The sequence below is a fragment of the Pseudarthrobacter lactosi genome, assembly GCF_055412785.1.
The window spans coordinates 684073-698132 of sequence record NZ_JBVAYS010000003.1 but is presented as its reverse complement, the minus strand read 5'-3'; the positions used below and the strand labels follow the sequence as shown (position 1 = coordinate 698132).

Here is a 14060-nt window from a genome sequence, read left to right as displayed (position 1 = left end):
CAGACATGATGTTTTGGGACGGGAACATGGGCGTCTGGGGGTACATCCTGATGGGCGTGAGCTTTGTGCTGTTCTGGGGTGCCATCATCACCGCCATCATCCTCTTCGCCCGATCCATGGGAGCCGGGAACAGCCGGCATGAAGATGGCGGGCCCCGTGCAGGCGTCGCCGAGAATCTGCTCGCAGAACGTTTTGCCCGCGGTGAAATCGACGAGAGCGAATACACAGCCCGTCTCACAGTGCTCCGCCGCGGTCGCGGAGCTTAACGCCGAAGTGTCCGCCCGGTCCGGCCGCAGACCTTAACAGATACCGTAGGGGCTACATGTTGTGGGCGTAACCGGAAAACAACGAACGGCGGAAGCCCTCACGCAATGAAGTTCCGGCAACGGGTGGATATCATCTGACGCCCCGGATCCCTCTGCGGAAGGACACACCATGCCTGCTGACCCGAATCCCTCACCCGGACCCGGTTACCAACCGGCACAGGCCTGGCTGCCGCGACCGGAAACACCCGAAGCGACCACCGCCCGCGCTGCCCGGCCGCTGGCCCCTGCCGGGAACCGCTAGGTACGCCGCCATGGACCTCCGGCTCATCTCCCGCGTACTGTTCCTGCGCGCTGCGTGGCGCAGAAGGGACCACTGGGACGCCGCACGAATCACCGCCCACCAGGACCGCGCCCTGCAGGAACTGCGTCGTGCCGCCTACGCGGGCTCGGAGTTCTACCGGCGCCATCACGCCGGCCTGCAGGACGCTCCGCTGCACCAGCTGCCGATCGTGACGAAGGCGGACCTGATGGACCACTTCGACGAGGCCGTTACCACACCGGACTTCAGGTTGGCGGATCTGGAGAGCCATCTGCGGTCCCTGACCGAGCACGGTGGAGACCCGGGGATGCCGTGGAAGGGCCGGTGGTGGGCGGCTGCGACGGCAGGGACCACTGGCCGGCGGGGAACGTTCGTCTGGAACCGCTCTGAGTGGGGGACTGTCCTGGCGTCCTATGCCCGGGCGAACGATTGGGCAGGGATCTCCGCCGGCCCCACCCATCCACTGAAAATGGCCCTCGTGAGCTCCCGCGTCCCAACACACCAGTCAGCCGTCGTCGGCGCCTCGCTGCGCTCCAAGCTCGTACCGACCCTCCGCCTGGACGTCACCGCACCCATGGATGAGACGGTCGCAGCGCTCAACCGGTTCCAGCCCAGGGTCCTGGTCGGCTACGCCTCAGCACTCAAACCCTTGGCCGCCGAGCAGCGGGCCGGACGGCTGCACATCTCACCCCAGGGCGTGATGTCCGCCTCCGAAGTGCTCAGCCCGCACACCGCCTCCGAACTGGAAGCGGCGTGGGGAAGCGCGCCCTTCGATGTCTACGCCGCCACCGAAACGGCCGGGATCGCCTCCCCGTGTACCTACAGGAACCGCCATGTCTACGAGGACCTGCTGATCATCGAACCCGTGGACCAGGCCGGGAATCCAGTGCCGCAGGGGACAACCGGGGCAAAGCTTCTCGTCTCCGTCCTGTTTTCGCGGACCCTGCCGCTGATCCGCTACGAAATGTCCGACACCGTGCGGCTGGGCGGACGAGGCTGCCCCTGCGGACGCTCCTTCACTGTCATGGAGGACATCGAAGGCCGGATCGAAGACGTACTCCACCTGCCAGGCAAGGCCGGAAGCGTAGATGTCCACCCGATCGTGTTCCACCACGTTCTGGACCAAGCCGCCCTTGCCGGCTGGCAGGTCATCCAGGAACCCTCCGGGCTGCGGGTACTCCTCGCGGGCCTCGCGCCCGGAGCTTCCATACAGGGAGTCCGGACCGCAGTAAGCGACGCCCTCGCTGCGGCAGGAGTTGTGCAGACCGGTGTGGATGTACACCTCGTGGATCACCTTGAACGGACAGCACTGGGCAAGGCGCCCTTCGTGCGGGGGTTGAAGGGCCCGCGATGACGGAGTCACCCACCGCCGCTGCTGCTTTGTCGCCGTTATCTTTGATCTGGATGGCGTCGTCACGGACACGGCGGCTGTGCATGCGACAGCATGGACCGAGCTCTTCAACGAGGTGCTGAAAGATCCGCAGGTCCCACCAACGGCACGCAGGAGCCCGTTCAACACCAGGGACTACCAGAAGTGTGTCGACGGCAGAAGCCGCAACTCCGCCGCTGTTCTAGCGGCCGGGGGCCTGTCCCGAGCCTTTGACCTGGTCATCGATGGCGAGATTGCTCGCGAAGCGGGGCTAGCCGGGAAACCAGACCCCGCATTGTTCCTTGAAGTGGTGCACCGGCTGCGCAGATAATGGTCTCGGGCACGATGACCGGCTTTGTCGCAGCCCCGTCGAGGCGGTCATCGATGGATTTCATGGACCGGTAGGGCAAGGCGGTGCGGGAGGCGGCCATTGACGCGGCCTCGGCCCAGCCCGGCCGCATGGTTTCCGGGGTCAGGCACCGGGCCAACAGTGTTGCCGCATCCACAGCCTTCGTCGCGGGTCGTATGACGGCAGCGGGTCTCCCGGGACGGTCAGGTCTTATGCCTTCAATCTGCGGGACTTCTTCGCTTTTCTCGCACCGCGGCGGTGTTCACAGCAAGTTGATTGCTGCGGGATAGGCCACCGGGAATTGCATACCGGGCACCGTCCGGTCCTGCGCCGGGCATCGTCTGTGGCATCTGACCTGTGGCAGGACCTGTGACGGAAGCTTTGCGTCTGGCTACGCCGTTTGCCGTCGCGCCATTGCCTGCTGTTTTTCAGTTATTCCCTGCCCGTATCGCGTGAGCCCACGAGGTTTATAGATTGACAGCACCGTGGTGACAAGCAGCGCCAGCAGCGCAGCACCGGCATCAAACACGAACTGGACCCGCATGCCGGTCATGTCCGCCGAACCCAGGGATGAAGATGCTGCGATTTCCGCCATTGCGGTAACGGGCTGCAGATGAACCAGCAGCAAGGCGCTGGCCCCGGTGGTAATCATGAGCTTGATCAGCACCCAGTAGTAACGGAACAGACCCCAGACGGTGCCCAGGCCCTGGACGATGCCGGAAATCAGGGAGGCCAGGCTGAGCGGGAAGATCACAGTCCAGCCGATGAGGTTCATTCCCAGATACGCAGCCTGGACCAGTCCTGGGTCCGTGGAGGACAGTCCGGTGATGGCCAGAACAAGGAACGTTGTGACGGCACCCAGCCATCCGACAGAGCAGATCACATGCACCATCAGGGTGGCTTTACGGAGCCCAGGGGTCATCACTTTCACGGGGTGTGGTTCATCATTCCGCCGCCGCTGAGATGGATGACCGCGAAAGTCACCACAAGCAAGGTAGCGGCGACGAGGAAGGCTTTGACCCAAAGGGGCGTTCGGTGCCCGGGGGCTGGGCCGCGCTCCTGGACTAGCGGGGACTGGGGTTTGGGTATTGGGCGCTCTGTCATGAGGCTCCTTGTCGGGCGGGGGCGAACATCCTTTTGTAAGACAGTATGTTCTCAGTGTGCCATGTTGTTCAAGGCGTGGCGTGTTGTACGATGCGGGAATGCCAAAGTTATGGGATGAGACTGTCGAGACTCATCGCGGCGCCGTCCGGACCGCTATCCTGGACGCTGCAGCGACCCTGGTCGCCGGCCATTCGGCGGCTGCGGTGACGATGTCCGGTATCGCCCAGACGGCCGGTATCGGCCGCGCAACGCTCTATAAGTACTACCCGGATGTCGAGACGATCCTAGCGGCCTGGCATGAGCGTCAGGTCCATGCGCACCTGGAAGTCCTGACCCGGATTAGGGACAGCACGCGGGGCGCCCGCGAGCAGCTTGAAGCCGTGCTGGAGGCCTACGCCTTCCTCTCACACTCCGGGCACGGAGCAGCCGACGCCGTCGCCCTGCACCAAGGCGCACACATGGGCCCCGCCGAGCGCCACCTGTCCGGATTTCTGACAGAACTCCTGCGCCAGGGTGCGGAAGCCGGGGTATTCCGGGGGGACGTAGCCGCGGATGAACTCGCCGCGTTCTGCCTTCACGCCCTCGAAGCGTCCGCCGGTCTGACATCGCCGGAGGCCGTTCACCGGCTGGTCAAAGTCACCTTGGCCGGGCTCCACCCGGTGCCCTGAGTAGGCAGGCGTCCCCTGGGACCTGCGCCTGCAGGCATCCCGGGACCGGCTGCTGCTGTCCATCCCGGGCCGTCAGTCTGGGCTTCGATCAAAGGTGAAGCCACAGGCGCACCGGTACATCAGCACGCCCCCGGATGGCTCCGGGGGGTGACTGCCCGATGCCTCCGGGAAGAGAAGTACAGGCATTTTGTCGGCCGGGACCAGACGCATAGGCTCACCGCAATGCATGTGGGTGGCCAGCATTCGCCGCAGCTGCGGGTCGTCGACCGGGTTCCCGGACGCGGCACCTATCCCGGCCAAGGTGCCGCCGGCAGGTGGGATGGACCCCTGACGCGGGCCTGAGGGCTGCCTGGGTTTCATGTATTCCTTTTGACGAAAGATGGCGCCACGGTCGCCGAGCGATCCGTGGCTCTGGTCGCGCCCCCACACGGATTAACGATTCGACTGGCACTTTCCTCCCCCGGATGCCGGCGGCAGAGCTCAGGGACGCATTGAGGGTTGCCTTGAGGCCGGGATGCCGCCGGGCAGGCCTTCCCTCGGGTGCCGGAAGGCGTTGGATCTCCGGTCACCGTTGGGTGGGCCGTCGCGGAGGGTCAGCCGAGCGAGCCGAGAAGGTCGTTGCATGCCTTTTCGCAACGGCGGCAGGCCTCGGCACAGAGCCGGCAGTGTTCATGCATGCCTGCGTGTTGTTCGCATTCCTCGGCGCAGGCCTTGCAGATGGTGGCGCAGGCCTGCAGCACCGCGCGGGTGACGTTGGCGTCATAGCCGGTGTGGCGGGAGAGGACGTTTGCCGTGGCCGCGCAGATGTCCGCACAGTCAAGATCGGTGCGGATGCATTTGGTCAACTCGGCGACCATGTCTTCGCCGAGGCAGGCATCAGCGCAGGCGGTACAGGCCTGTGAGCAATCAAAGCACGCCGCAATGCATTCGGCGAGCATGTGCTGATCGATGCCGCCGAGATCCTTCGGGTACGCATCGAGCATCTTGTGGGTGCTTCCGTGTGTCATTTCTTTCTCTCTTTCCAATACTGAACGGAAGGAACCTGGTGCGGAGACCGGCTGATGTTTTCTGATGTGCCGGCTGTTTGGCTGATGTTCTTTCTCGGGCCTCCTTCTGATCGCTGAAGGCAGGACCCAAAGGGCGGCCCGCACGCGGTGTCTACGCCAGCCAGGTCGAAGGGTGCCACTTGCCGGCCGTATGGCCTGGCGTTCGCGCGGCCGGACGGGGAGAACGTGTGCTTTATGTCCGGCTGACAGACAGTTGAGTTAGGGTTAGCGCCTGCCAGCTCAGCGGTGCTTGGGGCCTGTTGGCGATGTGGGATGCCGGGGGCCGGGCGCGCGGGCCCGCGGAATCAGGGATGAGCGTTCCTGGCCTTGGCTGCGCCGCGTCGGTCACAGCAACGGGCCACGACCGTGGACTGACTGCCCGGGTGTCTCCGGTCTCGTGGCACCCGCTGCGCGGGACCCCGCGGAGCACGTCGGAGGCGGATTGGGCTCCGACCGGGCTCACTCTGTTCGAACGTCCCCGAGGGTTCTCCTGTCCCCCGGGGATCGCAGTCTCGCGCTGGCGCTGTGCGGCGGCGTAAGGGCTGCGGTCGGACACCCCCACCACGTGGTCCTGTCCACTACAAAAGGTAACTGGCGCGGCCACCAGGAGGACGATCACGAGGCAGGAAAGAACAGCCCGCGGCGCCGCAAGCCTGCGGACCAGCAGTGGAAGCGTGGAACGTTGAAGGGCCATCTGGTCTTTCCTGGGGCAAGTCCCGCCCAGCGTAACCTTCCGGTGCCCCGCCAGTCACCATCCCTGTCCCCTTAAGCCCAGAGCGCTTTTGATAACGGATTTGTAACTTAAGCCGACGCTTCGCTAAAGTTGGATAAACACATACCCCCAACGGGTATGGATGTGACCGCTTCGCCAAACCCCGCCGGCGGTCCTTGAACCTGATCTTTCTCAGGCGGGGGCGGAGGACCCACTTTTGGTGCGTAATGATGCACCTTGGGGTGAAGCCGACCCTGTGACTGCGCGTCCTGATCGCGTCCTGCAGGGCAGCCGGACAGTCCACTCGTCCGAATCCGACAGCTAACTTCGCCGGCGCCGAGAGGACCACTATCTTGCCTGCCCAGCCAAAACACGGCCGTCGCCGTGCCCTTCCGGCCGCTGCCTCACCACGCCGCCGTCCGTTCTTCCAGGAACCAATGTTCCGGCTCCGCGGCCAGCAGTTCGGCCTAACAGCAGCCGTCACGGGAATGATTGCCCTCACTGCTCTGTCCGCGGCGCAGGCTGACTCCGGCAGCCGCGCTGCGGCCCAGGACCGGCCAGTGGCCGTGGCAGCCGCGGCTCCGGAAGCGGCGGTCACGGCAGCAGCTGAAACTGTTCTCACCTTTGACCGCCCGGAGGTGACCTCCCAGCCTGCGCCTGCGCCCGTTGCCCCGGCGCAGTCCGCAGGGGCGGTTAAGGCACTCCAGGCTGCCCCCGAGCCCGTGCCGGCATCCCCATCCACGGGGTTGCGTGCCCCGCTCGCGTCGATTAACGTCAGTTCCCCCTTCGGCTTCAGAATCAGCCCGATCACCGGGGCCGCAGCTGAAATGCACACCGGGATTGATCTGACCGGGGCGTGCTCGACGGCGGTCTTCGCCGCCGGTTCCGGCACTGTCACCGAGGCCGGCTGGAGCCCGTACGGCGGCGGCAACCGGATCGTCGTCGATCACGGCAACGGGCTGAAGACCACCTACAACCACCTGGCCAGCATCGGTGTCTCCCTCGGACAGGCCGTGGCTCAGGGCCAGCAGATTGCAGGGGTAGGCACAACCGGTGCCTCCACCGGCTGCCACCTTCACTTCGAGGTCATGGTCAACGGCCAGACCGTCGACCCGGCTGCCTTCATCTAAGAGGCCCGGCCCGCAGCCAGATGGCTGCGCTGACTGCTTGCGCGTGAAGGCGGAAGCCGCGCGATGAAGCGGTACAGTTGCGGGTGCGTCCTGCACCCTGTTTTTCTGCGGTCCAGACGGGCCGCCGCTCAGTGCCAGTCATGGTTCCGGGCTCGGGCGGATTACGCACAGGGGCCGCCTGCGGGCGCCCACACAACGAGCCGGACAAAGGACTATACAGTGCAAATCCCAATGGCTGCCGCGGGTCTTTACGCCCTGGCCACGACGCCGGCCCCGGGTCCAGGCAACGAAGGTCTGAGGCCAGGGCTGGACCCGGATCAGGTAACTCCCGGATTCCTGGGTTTCGCGATGACGGCGTTCATGGTCATCGCAGTTGTCCTGCTCATGGTTTCCATGACCAGACGAATCCGGCGTGTGCGTTACCGGGCGCAGTTCGAGCAAGGAAGCGAACCCGTTTCGGAAGAAACGGATGATGCCCGCAGCCAGCCTGGGATCAACGAAACCGAGGCGACCAACGGCAGCGGACCGGGCGGCGAGGGCCCCGGACGGGGATGAGCCCGCGGCTCCCGCGGTAGGCCGCCGTGTGGAGTTTATTTAGTGAAGCCGTGCTGCATGTGGCCGGACAATGCTGGATCTACCGCTCCTGTTTGTCTTTTTCATTATCGACGGTTTGCGATGGTCGTTCCCAGGGGCGGCATGCTCAGCGCTTTTTCGTCTCGGTGCGTCCGGCGAGGATTGCGCCGATGAGGATCAGCACGCCACCGGTGGGGTAGCCGATGAAAATGTCCTCGGTGATGCTCGGCCCCTGGCCGGTAGCGGCCAGGTGCGCGATCCAGTGGCTGATGGCGACGAGGGCACCGGCGGCCATGAGGGCCTGTCCGATGCGGACGAGCCGCCGGTGCCGGCGGTAGCGCGAGTCGGCGTCGGGCTCTTGTTTGGGCTTGTGGTACTTTTTCATGATTTTCCTTGAAGGGGTCGGGGTCAGCTGTTGGTGCCGCCCGTGCAGGCGGCTCCGGGTTCGGGTGCGTTGGGGGACTGGGCGTAGGCCCGGATAAAGGCGGGGATGCGGTCGTCGCCGGCGTCCTGCACGCTCAGCTGTGACCCCCATGCGGTGACGGTGACCGGGCCGGTCTGGTCTTTCTCCGGGCTGAGCAGGACGTAGGGCTTTCCCTTGGCGAGTTCGGTGAGCTTGGTTAGCTCTGCCGCCGGCAGGTCGGGTTTGTAGGTCAGCCACACGGCCCCGTGTTCGAGCGAGTGCACCGCGCGTTGTTCCTTGACCGGTTCGGTGTAGACCCCGCAGTTGATCCAGACCGGCGCATGATCGCCTCCGGCGCCCGGTTCCTGCGGGTAGTCGACGGCGTCCTGGACGTGGTTGCGGGCGAGACCGGCGAAGGTCTGGACGCCGTCGATGGGTCTTTTCGCAGCCTCCGCAGCTGCGTTCTTTTCCTGGACCGAGGTGGTGACGGTGAAGGCAACGGCGGTAATGATGAGCGCCAGGACCAGCCCGAAACTACCGTAGACCAAGAGGTTCCATTTGCGCTGCTTGGCCTCTTGCTGTGACCGGACGGCGGCCAGGGCAGCCTCGTGGTCGGCGCGTCGCTTTCCGGCGTTATTCATGTGTGTGTCCTTTCGGTGGGTGCATCAGGATCCTGCCGCAGATCGGGCGAGCGGGTTTCGACTTCGGAGCGCGGCCGGGACCGCAGGCGATGGAAGAGGGCCATTCCGGCAATAAAGAGAAGGCCGGAGACCCATGTGTTCACGCGCAGACCCAGGATGGTGTTGGCAGGATCGGAGCGCATCAGTTCGAAAGCGAACCGGCCGGCGGTGTAAAGGACGATGTAGAGGGCAAAGACTGCACCGGCACCGAGCCTGTACTTGCGGTCCAGGGCCATCAGCAGGGAGGCGGCGGCCAGGCACCAGAGGGATTCGTAGAGGAAGGTGGGTTGGAAGTAGCCCAGGACCTCCGGGGTGCCGTCGCCCGAGAGGACGGCCTGCCCGGTGGCCTGGTTCATGTTGTAGATCTGGAGTTTCCAGGGCAGGTCTGTGGGGCCGCCGTAGAGTTCGTTGTTGAACCAGTTCCCCCACCGTCCCAGGCCTTGGGCGATGAGCAGGCCGGGGGCGGCTGCGTCAGCGAACGCCAGGAAGGGGATCCCGGCGCGTCGGGCGCCGATCGCGGCGCCGACAAGTCCCAGGGCGACGGCGCCCCAGATGCCGAGGCCGCCCTCCCAGATTCTCAGCGCCCCCCAGGGGTCCCTGCCTGGGCCGAAGTAGAGTTGGTTGTCGGTGATGACGTGATAGAGCCTGCCGCCGATGATGCCGAACGGTACGGCCCACGTCACGGTGTCCAGGGTCTGGGCGGTCGTCCCGCCCCGCTCCCGGAGGCGCCGGGCTGTCAGCCACGTGCCAAAGACGATGCCTGCCAGGATGCACAGCGCGTAGAAACGCACGGTCAGGGGCCCGAGCTCCAGGGCGCTGACCGTCGGGGACGGGATGAAGTAATCCGTTATTGCTGAAGGCTGCATGGCTGCGCTCACTTGATGTAGGAGAAGAGGGCCATCATGCCGCGTTCGGCGTGATAGGCGTTGTGGCAGTGGACGAGCCATTGGCCCGGATTGTCGGCGTCGAAAATCACTGTGACGGTTTCTTTTGGCCGGACGATCACGGTGTCTTTACGCGCCCCTGTGGAACCGACCTGGAAGGTGTGGCCGTGCAGGTGCATGGGGTGCCACATGTCCGTGTCGTTGATAAAGCTCACTTGGACCCGTTCGCCTTCTTTGATGTCGAAGGTGTGCTCGAACGGGTTGACCATTTCGAAGCGGTGGCCGTTGATGCCCCAGTCGTATTTCTCCATGCTGCCGGTGAGCCGAAGTTCGTGGGACCGGTCGGGGGTCCGGGGCTGCAGGTTGACTGCCGGGTCGGCTTTGAGCTGCCCACCGTCCAGGACGGTCCCTTCCAGCCTGCCGGGCAACACTGCCGGGAGCGGCTGTTTTCCCGAGCCGGTGCTGACGAATCCGAGGGCCTTGCCGGTCTTCCCTTCGGGCAGTGCCAGCAGGGGAGTGAAGCCTTCTGCGACGGTGAGCAGGGCATCAATGCGTTCGCCCATGCCGAGCACGACCGCGTCAACGTCCTGGTGTACTGCGGGAAACCCGTCGGTGTGGGTCAGGGTGATCTTCTGGCCGGGGATCCCGACCCGGTAGGCGGTGTCCCCGGCGGCGTTGATGAGCCGGAGGCGGATGACCTGCCCCGCGACGGCGGGTAGGATCTGTGCCTGGTCCGGTACTTTGGAGTTGAACAGGTGGTACGGGTAGTTGACGTCTCCGGCGTCGCCGCCGAGGAAGTCGCTGCGGGATCCCATGAGCATGTGCTTCATTGCTGACGGAGCGGGGCGGGCGTCGGGGGAAGGCGAAGCCGAACGTTCCAGCCCCGCCGTGTACATCCCTTCGGAGAGTTCGGCCAGCACATCGTCGGGGGTGCCGGTGATGCCGTCCATCCAGTCGTCCAGGATGATGACCCAGTCCTTGTCGTATTTCAGTGGCTCGGCCGGGTCTTCGATGATCAGTGCCCCGTACAGTGCGCGTTCGCGCTGCATGTCCATGTGGGAGTGGTACCAGTAGGTGCCGGGCTGGGCGAGCCTGAAGTCGTAGCTGGAGTCGGCTCCGGCGGCAACGGGTTCCTGGGTGATGTGCTGGACGCCGTCCTGGTCGTTGCGCAGGGCCAGGCCGTGCCAGTGGATGCTGGTCTGGTCTTTGAGCTGGTTGGTCAGCGCCACGCTGAGCCGGTCACCGGCCCGGGCGCGGATTTCGGGGGCCGTGAGGTTGCCGTTGTATCCCCAGGTGGTGAACGTTTTTCCGGCCACATTCGTTTCGAACGGTCCGGCCGTGAGTGGCTGGGCCACTGTAGTGCCGGCCAGGGGCCGCTGCGCTTCGTAGTGGGCGACCAGCGGGTCATCGGGCATGACCCGGGTTGGTGCAGCGGCGCTGCGCGGGGAGGTACAGGATGCCAGGGCCGCTGCTGCGGCGCCGGCGGCCGACAGCGCAAGGAATTGCCGCCGGTCCAGTTGGGACGAGGTTGGGTTCATGTCAGTTTCGAATCCTTGGGAAAGAAGGCCGGGCAGTGCGCAAGGCAGCCATCAGATCGGGGTGAGGAAGGTGCCGGAGAGGTTCTGCAGTTTGTAGATCCACTGCACCCACACTCCGGTGATCATCAGGATGCCCAGGATGATCAGCATCGAGGCGCCGGCGATGTTGACGGTGCGGATGTGTCTGCGGACCAGGGCAAGGGTGTTGCTGACCCAGCCGAAGCCCATGGCGGCCAGGGCGAACGGGATGCCCAGGCCCAGGCAGTAGGCGAAGGCCAGCAGAGCCCCGCGTCCGGCGCTGCCGGTGGTCACGCTCAGGGACAGCACCGCGCTCAGTGTCGGGCCCATGCAGGGTGTCCAGCCCAGGCCGAAGACGATCCCGAGCAGCAGTGCGCCGCCGAGTCCTGTGCGGCGGCCGAGGGTGATTTTGCGGGTCTGCTGCAGCCAGGGCACCAGACCGAGCAGGGCCACGCCCATCAGGACCACGACGATTCCCAGGCCGCGCATCAGTGTGTCCTGCCAGCGCAGCAGCCAGGAACCGATCGCCCCGAATGCTGCCCCGTAGAGGGTGAATACGGCGGCGAACCCCAGCACGAACAGGCCCACGCCGGCCAGCACCCGGCGGCGGTTCCGCGGCTGCGTCGGGTCGGTCAGGCCGGAGACGAAGCCGAGGTAGCCGGGGACCAGGGGCAGGATGCAGGGGGAGAGGAAGGAGACGAGCCCGGCGGTCATGGCCAGGGGGATCGCGATGATCAGCGCCCCGGAGGTGACCGTGGAGGCGAAAAACCCGCCGATGCCCATCGGCTCAGGCCGCGTCGGAGGGCCGGAAAACCGCCCCGCCGTCCGTGGACACGACCAGGCCGGTTGAGGTAGCGGCCCAGATCCAGGGTTTACCCTCTGATCCTTCCGTCGCGGCGATGGCTTTGACCTGTCCCTGGATCTGCCCGGTCGGGGACCAGGTGGCGCCGGCGTCGGAGGAGTAGTGCACCGTGCCGTCCGGTGCGACACCGATGGCTTCTGTGGTGCTGGCGAACGCGGCGAACTGCACCACCGGGGCAGCCTTGTCCAGGACCCAGGTGGCGCCGCCGTCGGTCGAGCGTTGCACACCGTCGACGGTGGTGGCCAGCACGGTGTCGCTGTAGGGGTTCCCGGCCAGGGCTGCCGGTGCGAAGTCCGCGGCGATTGTTTTCCAGGTCTTCCCGTCAGGGCTCGCGCGTAAGGCCCCGTCGAAGGCGACGATCCCGGACTTGGTGGCTGTCAGGGCATGGAAATCGGACTCTCCCTGGCGCGAAAGCTGCTCCCACGTGGCACCGCCGTCGCTGGTCTTGACCAGACCCAGCGGGTTGGGAAGATCCGAACCCGGGCCAGGGTGGCCCGACGCGTAGAAGACGCCCTGCTCCATGGTGGCGGTGAAACCCATCAGGTCGTTCGTGGGTCCGATCCTGACGGCGGGTTTTTTGGACACGTCGAACAGGCCCTCGTGCGTGGCCAGGAGCACCTGGCCGGTTTCACCCTTGACGCTCAGGCCATGGATGTGGGCGCCGGGCAGACCTGTGGCGGCGCCGGCTGATGACGGGGTGTCGGCCGTCGGGGCGGTGGACGGGGCGCAGGCAGCCAGGGACAGCGCCAGGGACAGGGCCGCGGCTGAGACGGCGATGATTCGGGGACGTTTAAGAGAACGCGCAGGCACGATAAATCTCCAGGTGACGGAACGAAAAAAGAGGGGTGGAGGGGGGAGGCGCCGGCCCGTGGCCGGGCCGGCACCGGGTCTGCCAGCTAGAGGGTGGCCAGCAGGTCCTTCATTTCCTGCAATTCAGCTTCCTGGGAAGTTGCGATGTCTTTGCTGAGCTGGACTGCCCTGACGTCCTTACCGTCCGCAGATTCAGTTTTGGCCATCGTGATCGCGCCTTCGTGGTGGGCGATCATCTGGGTCAGGAACAGCTTGGCCGCCTCGGTTCCCTGAGCGGCTTCAAGCTTGGCCATGTCTTCATCGCCCATCATGCCGGACATGCTGTGGCCGGAGGGCGTGCCGGTGGGCTGGTTCCAGCTGGTGAGCCAGCCGGCCATCTTCTCGATTTCCGGCGCCTGGGCCGCCTTGATCTTGGTGGCCAGACCCGTCACCGGGGCCGGGATTCCTTCTTTGGCGAGGACCATGTCGGACATTTCCACGGCCTGGGTATGGTGCGGGATCATCATCTGGGCGAACATGGTGTCCGCGTCGTTGAAGTCCGCGGCAGCGGGCGCGGAGCTGGAGGACATCCCGGAGCTGCCGTGGTTCATTCCGGGCATGCTCCCTCCGCCCGAACCCGCGGAACAACCGGACAGGGCGATCGCCGCGGCGATGGTAACAGCGGAAATGGTCAGTGTTTTCTTCATCAAAATCAGGTCCTTCAAATTATCAACCGGCGTCAGACGCCGCTGCGGATAGCGTGGCTGCAGGGCCGCCGGATCTCAGGCGGGGGTATGCAGGGTGGGTACGCAAGCGTGGCGTGGAGGGTGCGCCGGGCAGGACACGGCGCAGCGCGCCTTTACGTCCGGCTGATGCAGAGGTCGCCGGGGGAAGGACCCTCCGGCAGGAAGGAATAGCTGATCGTTGACCCGGCGAGGGCATTCGTGTCCGGGGTCTGGAGCGGTGCGGTGCCGGGCAGCGGCGCCGACAGGGCGGTGTTCGCCGGGGAGAGGACGCAGACCGCATCCATCGCCGACATACTCTGGCAGCCGGCGGCATCGGCGCACGAGGAAGCTGATCCGGCAAGCATCCCGGGCCCGGCCGCGGAGGCCGTCTGGGAAGACTGCGCCGGGGCGTGGCCTGGATGGTTGACCGGGTTCTGTTTCTGCTGAACGGACGTATCCATGCTTGGCGTGGCCGTCGGCATCGCGTGGGCCCCGGTCATGATGTGCATACCGAGGATCCCAGCGACAATGGCCAGGAATCCCGTCAGCAGCGCGGCACGGGTCAGGAACGCCGTGACGCGGCAGGATCCGGTTGCTGCCATGGTGTTCCTCCTTCCGTAGCCAT

18 protein-coding genes and 1 riboswitch are annotated in these 14060 nt (G+C 65.6%); of the genes, 7 read left to right on the top strand and 11 right to left on the bottom strand.

Going from position 1 to position 14060, the window contains the following annotated elements:
* Nucleotides 1–5: 5 nt before the first annotated feature.
* From ACZY0Q_RS16850 to ACZY0Q_RS16835, 4 genes are all read left to right on the top strand, one after another.
* The gene (locus ACZY0Q_RS16850; RefSeq protein WP_463918590.1) at nucleotides 6–266 is read left to right on the top strand and encodes an SHOCT domain-containing protein; all 261 of its coding nucleotides are present in this window, start codon (nucleotides 6–8) and stop codon (nucleotides 264–266) included.
* 169 nt (nucleotides 267–435) lie between these two features.
* Complete coding sequence (locus ACZY0Q_RS16845) at nucleotides 436–567, top strand: hypothetical protein (RefSeq protein WP_463918588.1); 132 nt, start codon at nucleotides 436–438, stop codon at nucleotides 565–567.
* A gap of 10 nt (nucleotides 568–577) precedes the next feature.
* The gene (locus ACZY0Q_RS16840) at nucleotides 578–1939 is read left to right on the top strand and encodes a phenylacetate--CoA ligase family protein (RefSeq protein WP_463918586.1); all 1362 of its coding nucleotides are present in this window, start codon (nucleotides 578–580) and stop codon (nucleotides 1937–1939) included.
* A gap of 76 nt (nucleotides 1940–2015) precedes the next feature.
* Nucleotides 2016–2285, top strand: coding sequence for a hypothetical protein (locus ACZY0Q_RS16835; RefSeq protein ID WP_463918584.1), 270 nt, complete (start codon nucleotides 2016–2018; stop codon nucleotides 2283–2285).
* Nucleotides 2286–2694: 409 nt separating this feature from the next.
* Here ACZY0Q_RS16835 and ACZY0Q_RS16830 read toward each other — a convergent pair whose 3' ends face one another.
* Both ACZY0Q_RS16830 and ACZY0Q_RS16825 read right to left on the bottom strand, forming a co-directional pair.
* Nucleotides 2695–3234 (bottom strand): DUF2269 domain-containing protein, encoded by a 540-nt coding sequence (locus ACZY0Q_RS16830; RefSeq protein ID WP_463918582.1) that lies wholly within the window; start codon nucleotides 3232–3234, stop codon nucleotides 2695–2697.
* Nucleotides 3231–3407, bottom strand: coding sequence for a hypothetical protein (locus tag ACZY0Q_RS16825; protein ID WP_463918580.1), 177 nt, complete (start codon nucleotides 3405–3407; stop codon nucleotides 3231–3233). Before ACZY0Q_RS16825 ends, ACZY0Q_RS16830 begins: the two co-directional genes overlap by 4 nt.
* A 98-nt stretch (nucleotides 3408–3505) precedes the next feature.
* Here ACZY0Q_RS16825 and ACZY0Q_RS16820 point away from each other — a divergent pair, with 98 nt between their 5' ends.
* Complete coding sequence (locus ACZY0Q_RS16820) at nucleotides 3506–4075, top strand: TetR/AcrR family transcriptional regulator (RefSeq protein WP_463918578.1); 570 nt, start codon at nucleotides 3506–3508, stop codon at nucleotides 4073–4075.
* 593 nt (nucleotides 4076–4668) lie between these two features.
* Here the strand turns inward: ACZY0Q_RS16820 and ACZY0Q_RS16815 are convergent.
* Nucleotides 4669–5082, bottom strand: coding sequence for a four-helix bundle copper-binding protein (locus ACZY0Q_RS16815; protein ID WP_463918576.1), 414 nt, complete (start codon nucleotides 5080–5082; stop codon nucleotides 4669–4671).
* A gap of 922 nt (nucleotides 5083–6004) precedes the next feature.
* A riboswitch (cyclic di-AMP (ydaO/yuaA leader) is annotated at nucleotides 6005–6181 on the top strand.
* Between the two features lie 5 nt (nucleotides 6182–6186).
* Between ACZY0Q_RS16815 and ACZY0Q_RS16810 the strand changes: the two genes are divergently transcribed.
* Nucleotides 6187–6963 (top strand): M23 family metallopeptidase, encoded by a 777-nt coding sequence (locus ACZY0Q_RS16810; protein ID WP_463918574.1) that lies wholly within the window; start codon nucleotides 6187–6189, stop codon nucleotides 6961–6963.
* Nucleotides 6964–7182: 219 nt separating this feature from the next.
* Complete coding sequence (locus ACZY0Q_RS16805) at nucleotides 7183–7518, top strand: hypothetical protein (RefSeq protein WP_463918572.1); 336 nt, start codon at nucleotides 7183–7185, stop codon at nucleotides 7516–7518.
* Between the two features lie 145 nt (nucleotides 7519–7663).
* Here the strand turns inward: ACZY0Q_RS16805 and ACZY0Q_RS16800 are convergent, their stop codons facing one another.
* The 8 genes from ACZY0Q_RS16800 to ACZY0Q_RS16765 all read right to left on the bottom strand — a co-directional run bounded on the left by ACZY0Q_RS16800 (nucleotide 7664) and on the right by ACZY0Q_RS16765 (nucleotide 14037).
* Nucleotides 7664–7921 carry a hypothetical protein gene (locus ACZY0Q_RS16800; RefSeq protein ID WP_463918570.1) on the bottom strand — a complete coding sequence of 86 codons (258 nt, stop codon included), beginning with the start codon at nucleotides 7919–7921 and terminating at the stop codon, nucleotides 7664–7666.
* 23 nt (nucleotides 7922–7944) lie between these two features.
* Nucleotides 7945–8580, bottom strand: coding sequence for a DUF3105 domain-containing protein (locus ACZY0Q_RS16795; protein WP_463918568.1), 636 nt, complete (start codon nucleotides 8578–8580; stop codon nucleotides 7945–7947).
* The gene (gene lgt / locus ACZY0Q_RS16790) at nucleotides 8577–9485 is read right to left on the bottom strand and encodes a prolipoprotein diacylglyceryl transferase (RefSeq protein WP_463918567.1); all 909 of its coding nucleotides are present in this window, start codon (nucleotides 9483–9485) and stop codon (nucleotides 8577–8579) included. The genes ACZY0Q_RS16795 and lgt overlap by 4 nt, the downstream gene beginning before the upstream one ends.
* Before the next feature lie 8 nt (nucleotides 9486–9493).
* A complete protein-coding gene (locus ACZY0Q_RS16785) occupies nucleotides 9494–11041 on the bottom strand; it encodes a multicopper oxidase family protein (RefSeq protein WP_463918565.1) in 1548 nt (515 codons plus the stop codon).
* Nucleotides 11042–11092: 51 nt separating this feature from the next.
* A complete protein-coding gene (locus ACZY0Q_RS16780; RefSeq protein ID WP_463918563.1) occupies nucleotides 11093–11842 on the bottom strand; it encodes a cytochrome c biogenesis CcdA family protein in 750 nt (249 codons plus the stop codon).
* Nucleotides 11843–11846: 4 nt separating this feature from the next.
* Nucleotides 11847–12731 (bottom strand): F510_1955 family glycosylhydrolase, encoded by an 885-nt coding sequence (locus tag ACZY0Q_RS16775; RefSeq protein WP_463918561.1) that lies wholly within the window; start codon nucleotides 12729–12731, stop codon nucleotides 11847–11849.
* An 86-nt stretch (nucleotides 12732–12817) separates the two neighbouring features.
* A complete protein-coding gene (locus ACZY0Q_RS16770; RefSeq protein WP_463918560.1) occupies nucleotides 12818–13417 on the bottom strand; it encodes a DUF305 domain-containing protein in 600 nt (199 codons plus the stop codon).
* A 152-nt stretch (nucleotides 13418–13569) separates the two neighbouring features.
* Entirely contained in the window at nucleotides 13570–14037 is a 468-nt protein-coding gene (locus tag ACZY0Q_RS16765; RefSeq protein WP_463918559.1) for a hypothetical protein, read from the bottom strand.
* Between the last annotated feature and the right edge of the window lie 23 nt (nucleotides 14038–14060).

Bases quoted from the DNA above. Each gene is read 5' to 3' on its own strand.
- ACZY0Q_RS16820 (WP_463918578.1), top strand. From the start codon at position 3,506: ATGCCAAAGTTATGGGATGAGACTGTCGAGACTCATCGCGGCGCCGTC.
- ACZY0Q_RS16800 (WP_463918570.1), bottom strand. From the start codon at position 7,921: ATGAAAAAGTACCACAAGCCCAAACAAGAGCCCGACGCCGACTCGCGC.
- ACZY0Q_RS16825 (WP_463918580.1), bottom strand. From the start codon at position 3,407: ATGACAGAGCGCCCAATACCCAAACCCCAGTCCCCGCTAGTCCAGGAG.
- lgt (WP_463918567.1), bottom strand. From the start codon at position 9,485: ATGCAGCCTTCAGCAATAACGGATTACTTCATCCCGTCCCCGACGGTC.
- ACZY0Q_RS16785 (WP_463918565.1), bottom strand. From the start codon at position 11,041: ATGAACCCAACCTCGTCCCAACTGGACCGGCGGCAATTCCTTGCGCTG.
- ACZY0Q_RS16815 (WP_463918576.1), bottom strand. From the start codon at position 5,082: ATGACACACGGAAGCACCCACAAGATGCTCGATGCGTACCCGAAGGAT.
- ACZY0Q_RS16795 (WP_463918568.1), bottom strand. From the start codon at position 8,580: ATGAATAACGCCGGAAAGCGACGCGCCGACCACGAGGCTGCCCTGGCC.
- ACZY0Q_RS16850 (WP_463918590.1), top strand. From the start codon at position 6: ATGATGTTTTGGGACGGGAACATGGGCGTCTGGGGGTACATCCTGATG.
- ACZY0Q_RS16840 (WP_463918586.1), top strand. From the start codon at position 578: ATGGACCTCCGGCTCATCTCCCGCGTACTGTTCCTGCGCGCTGCGTGG.
- ACZY0Q_RS16770 (WP_463918560.1), bottom strand. From the start codon at position 13,417: ATGAAGAAAACACTGACCATTTCCGCTGTTACCATCGCCGCGGCGATC.
- ACZY0Q_RS16845 (WP_463918588.1), top strand. From the start codon at position 436: ATGCCTGCTGACCCGAATCCCTCACCCGGACCCGGTTACCAACCGGCA.
- ACZY0Q_RS16765 (WP_463918559.1), bottom strand. From the start codon at position 14,037: ATGGCAGCAACCGGATCCTGCCGCGTCACGGCGTTCCTGACCCGTGCC.
- ACZY0Q_RS16780 (WP_463918563.1), bottom strand. From the start codon at position 11,842: ATGGGCATCGGCGGGTTTTTCGCCTCCACGGTCACCTCCGGGGCGCTG.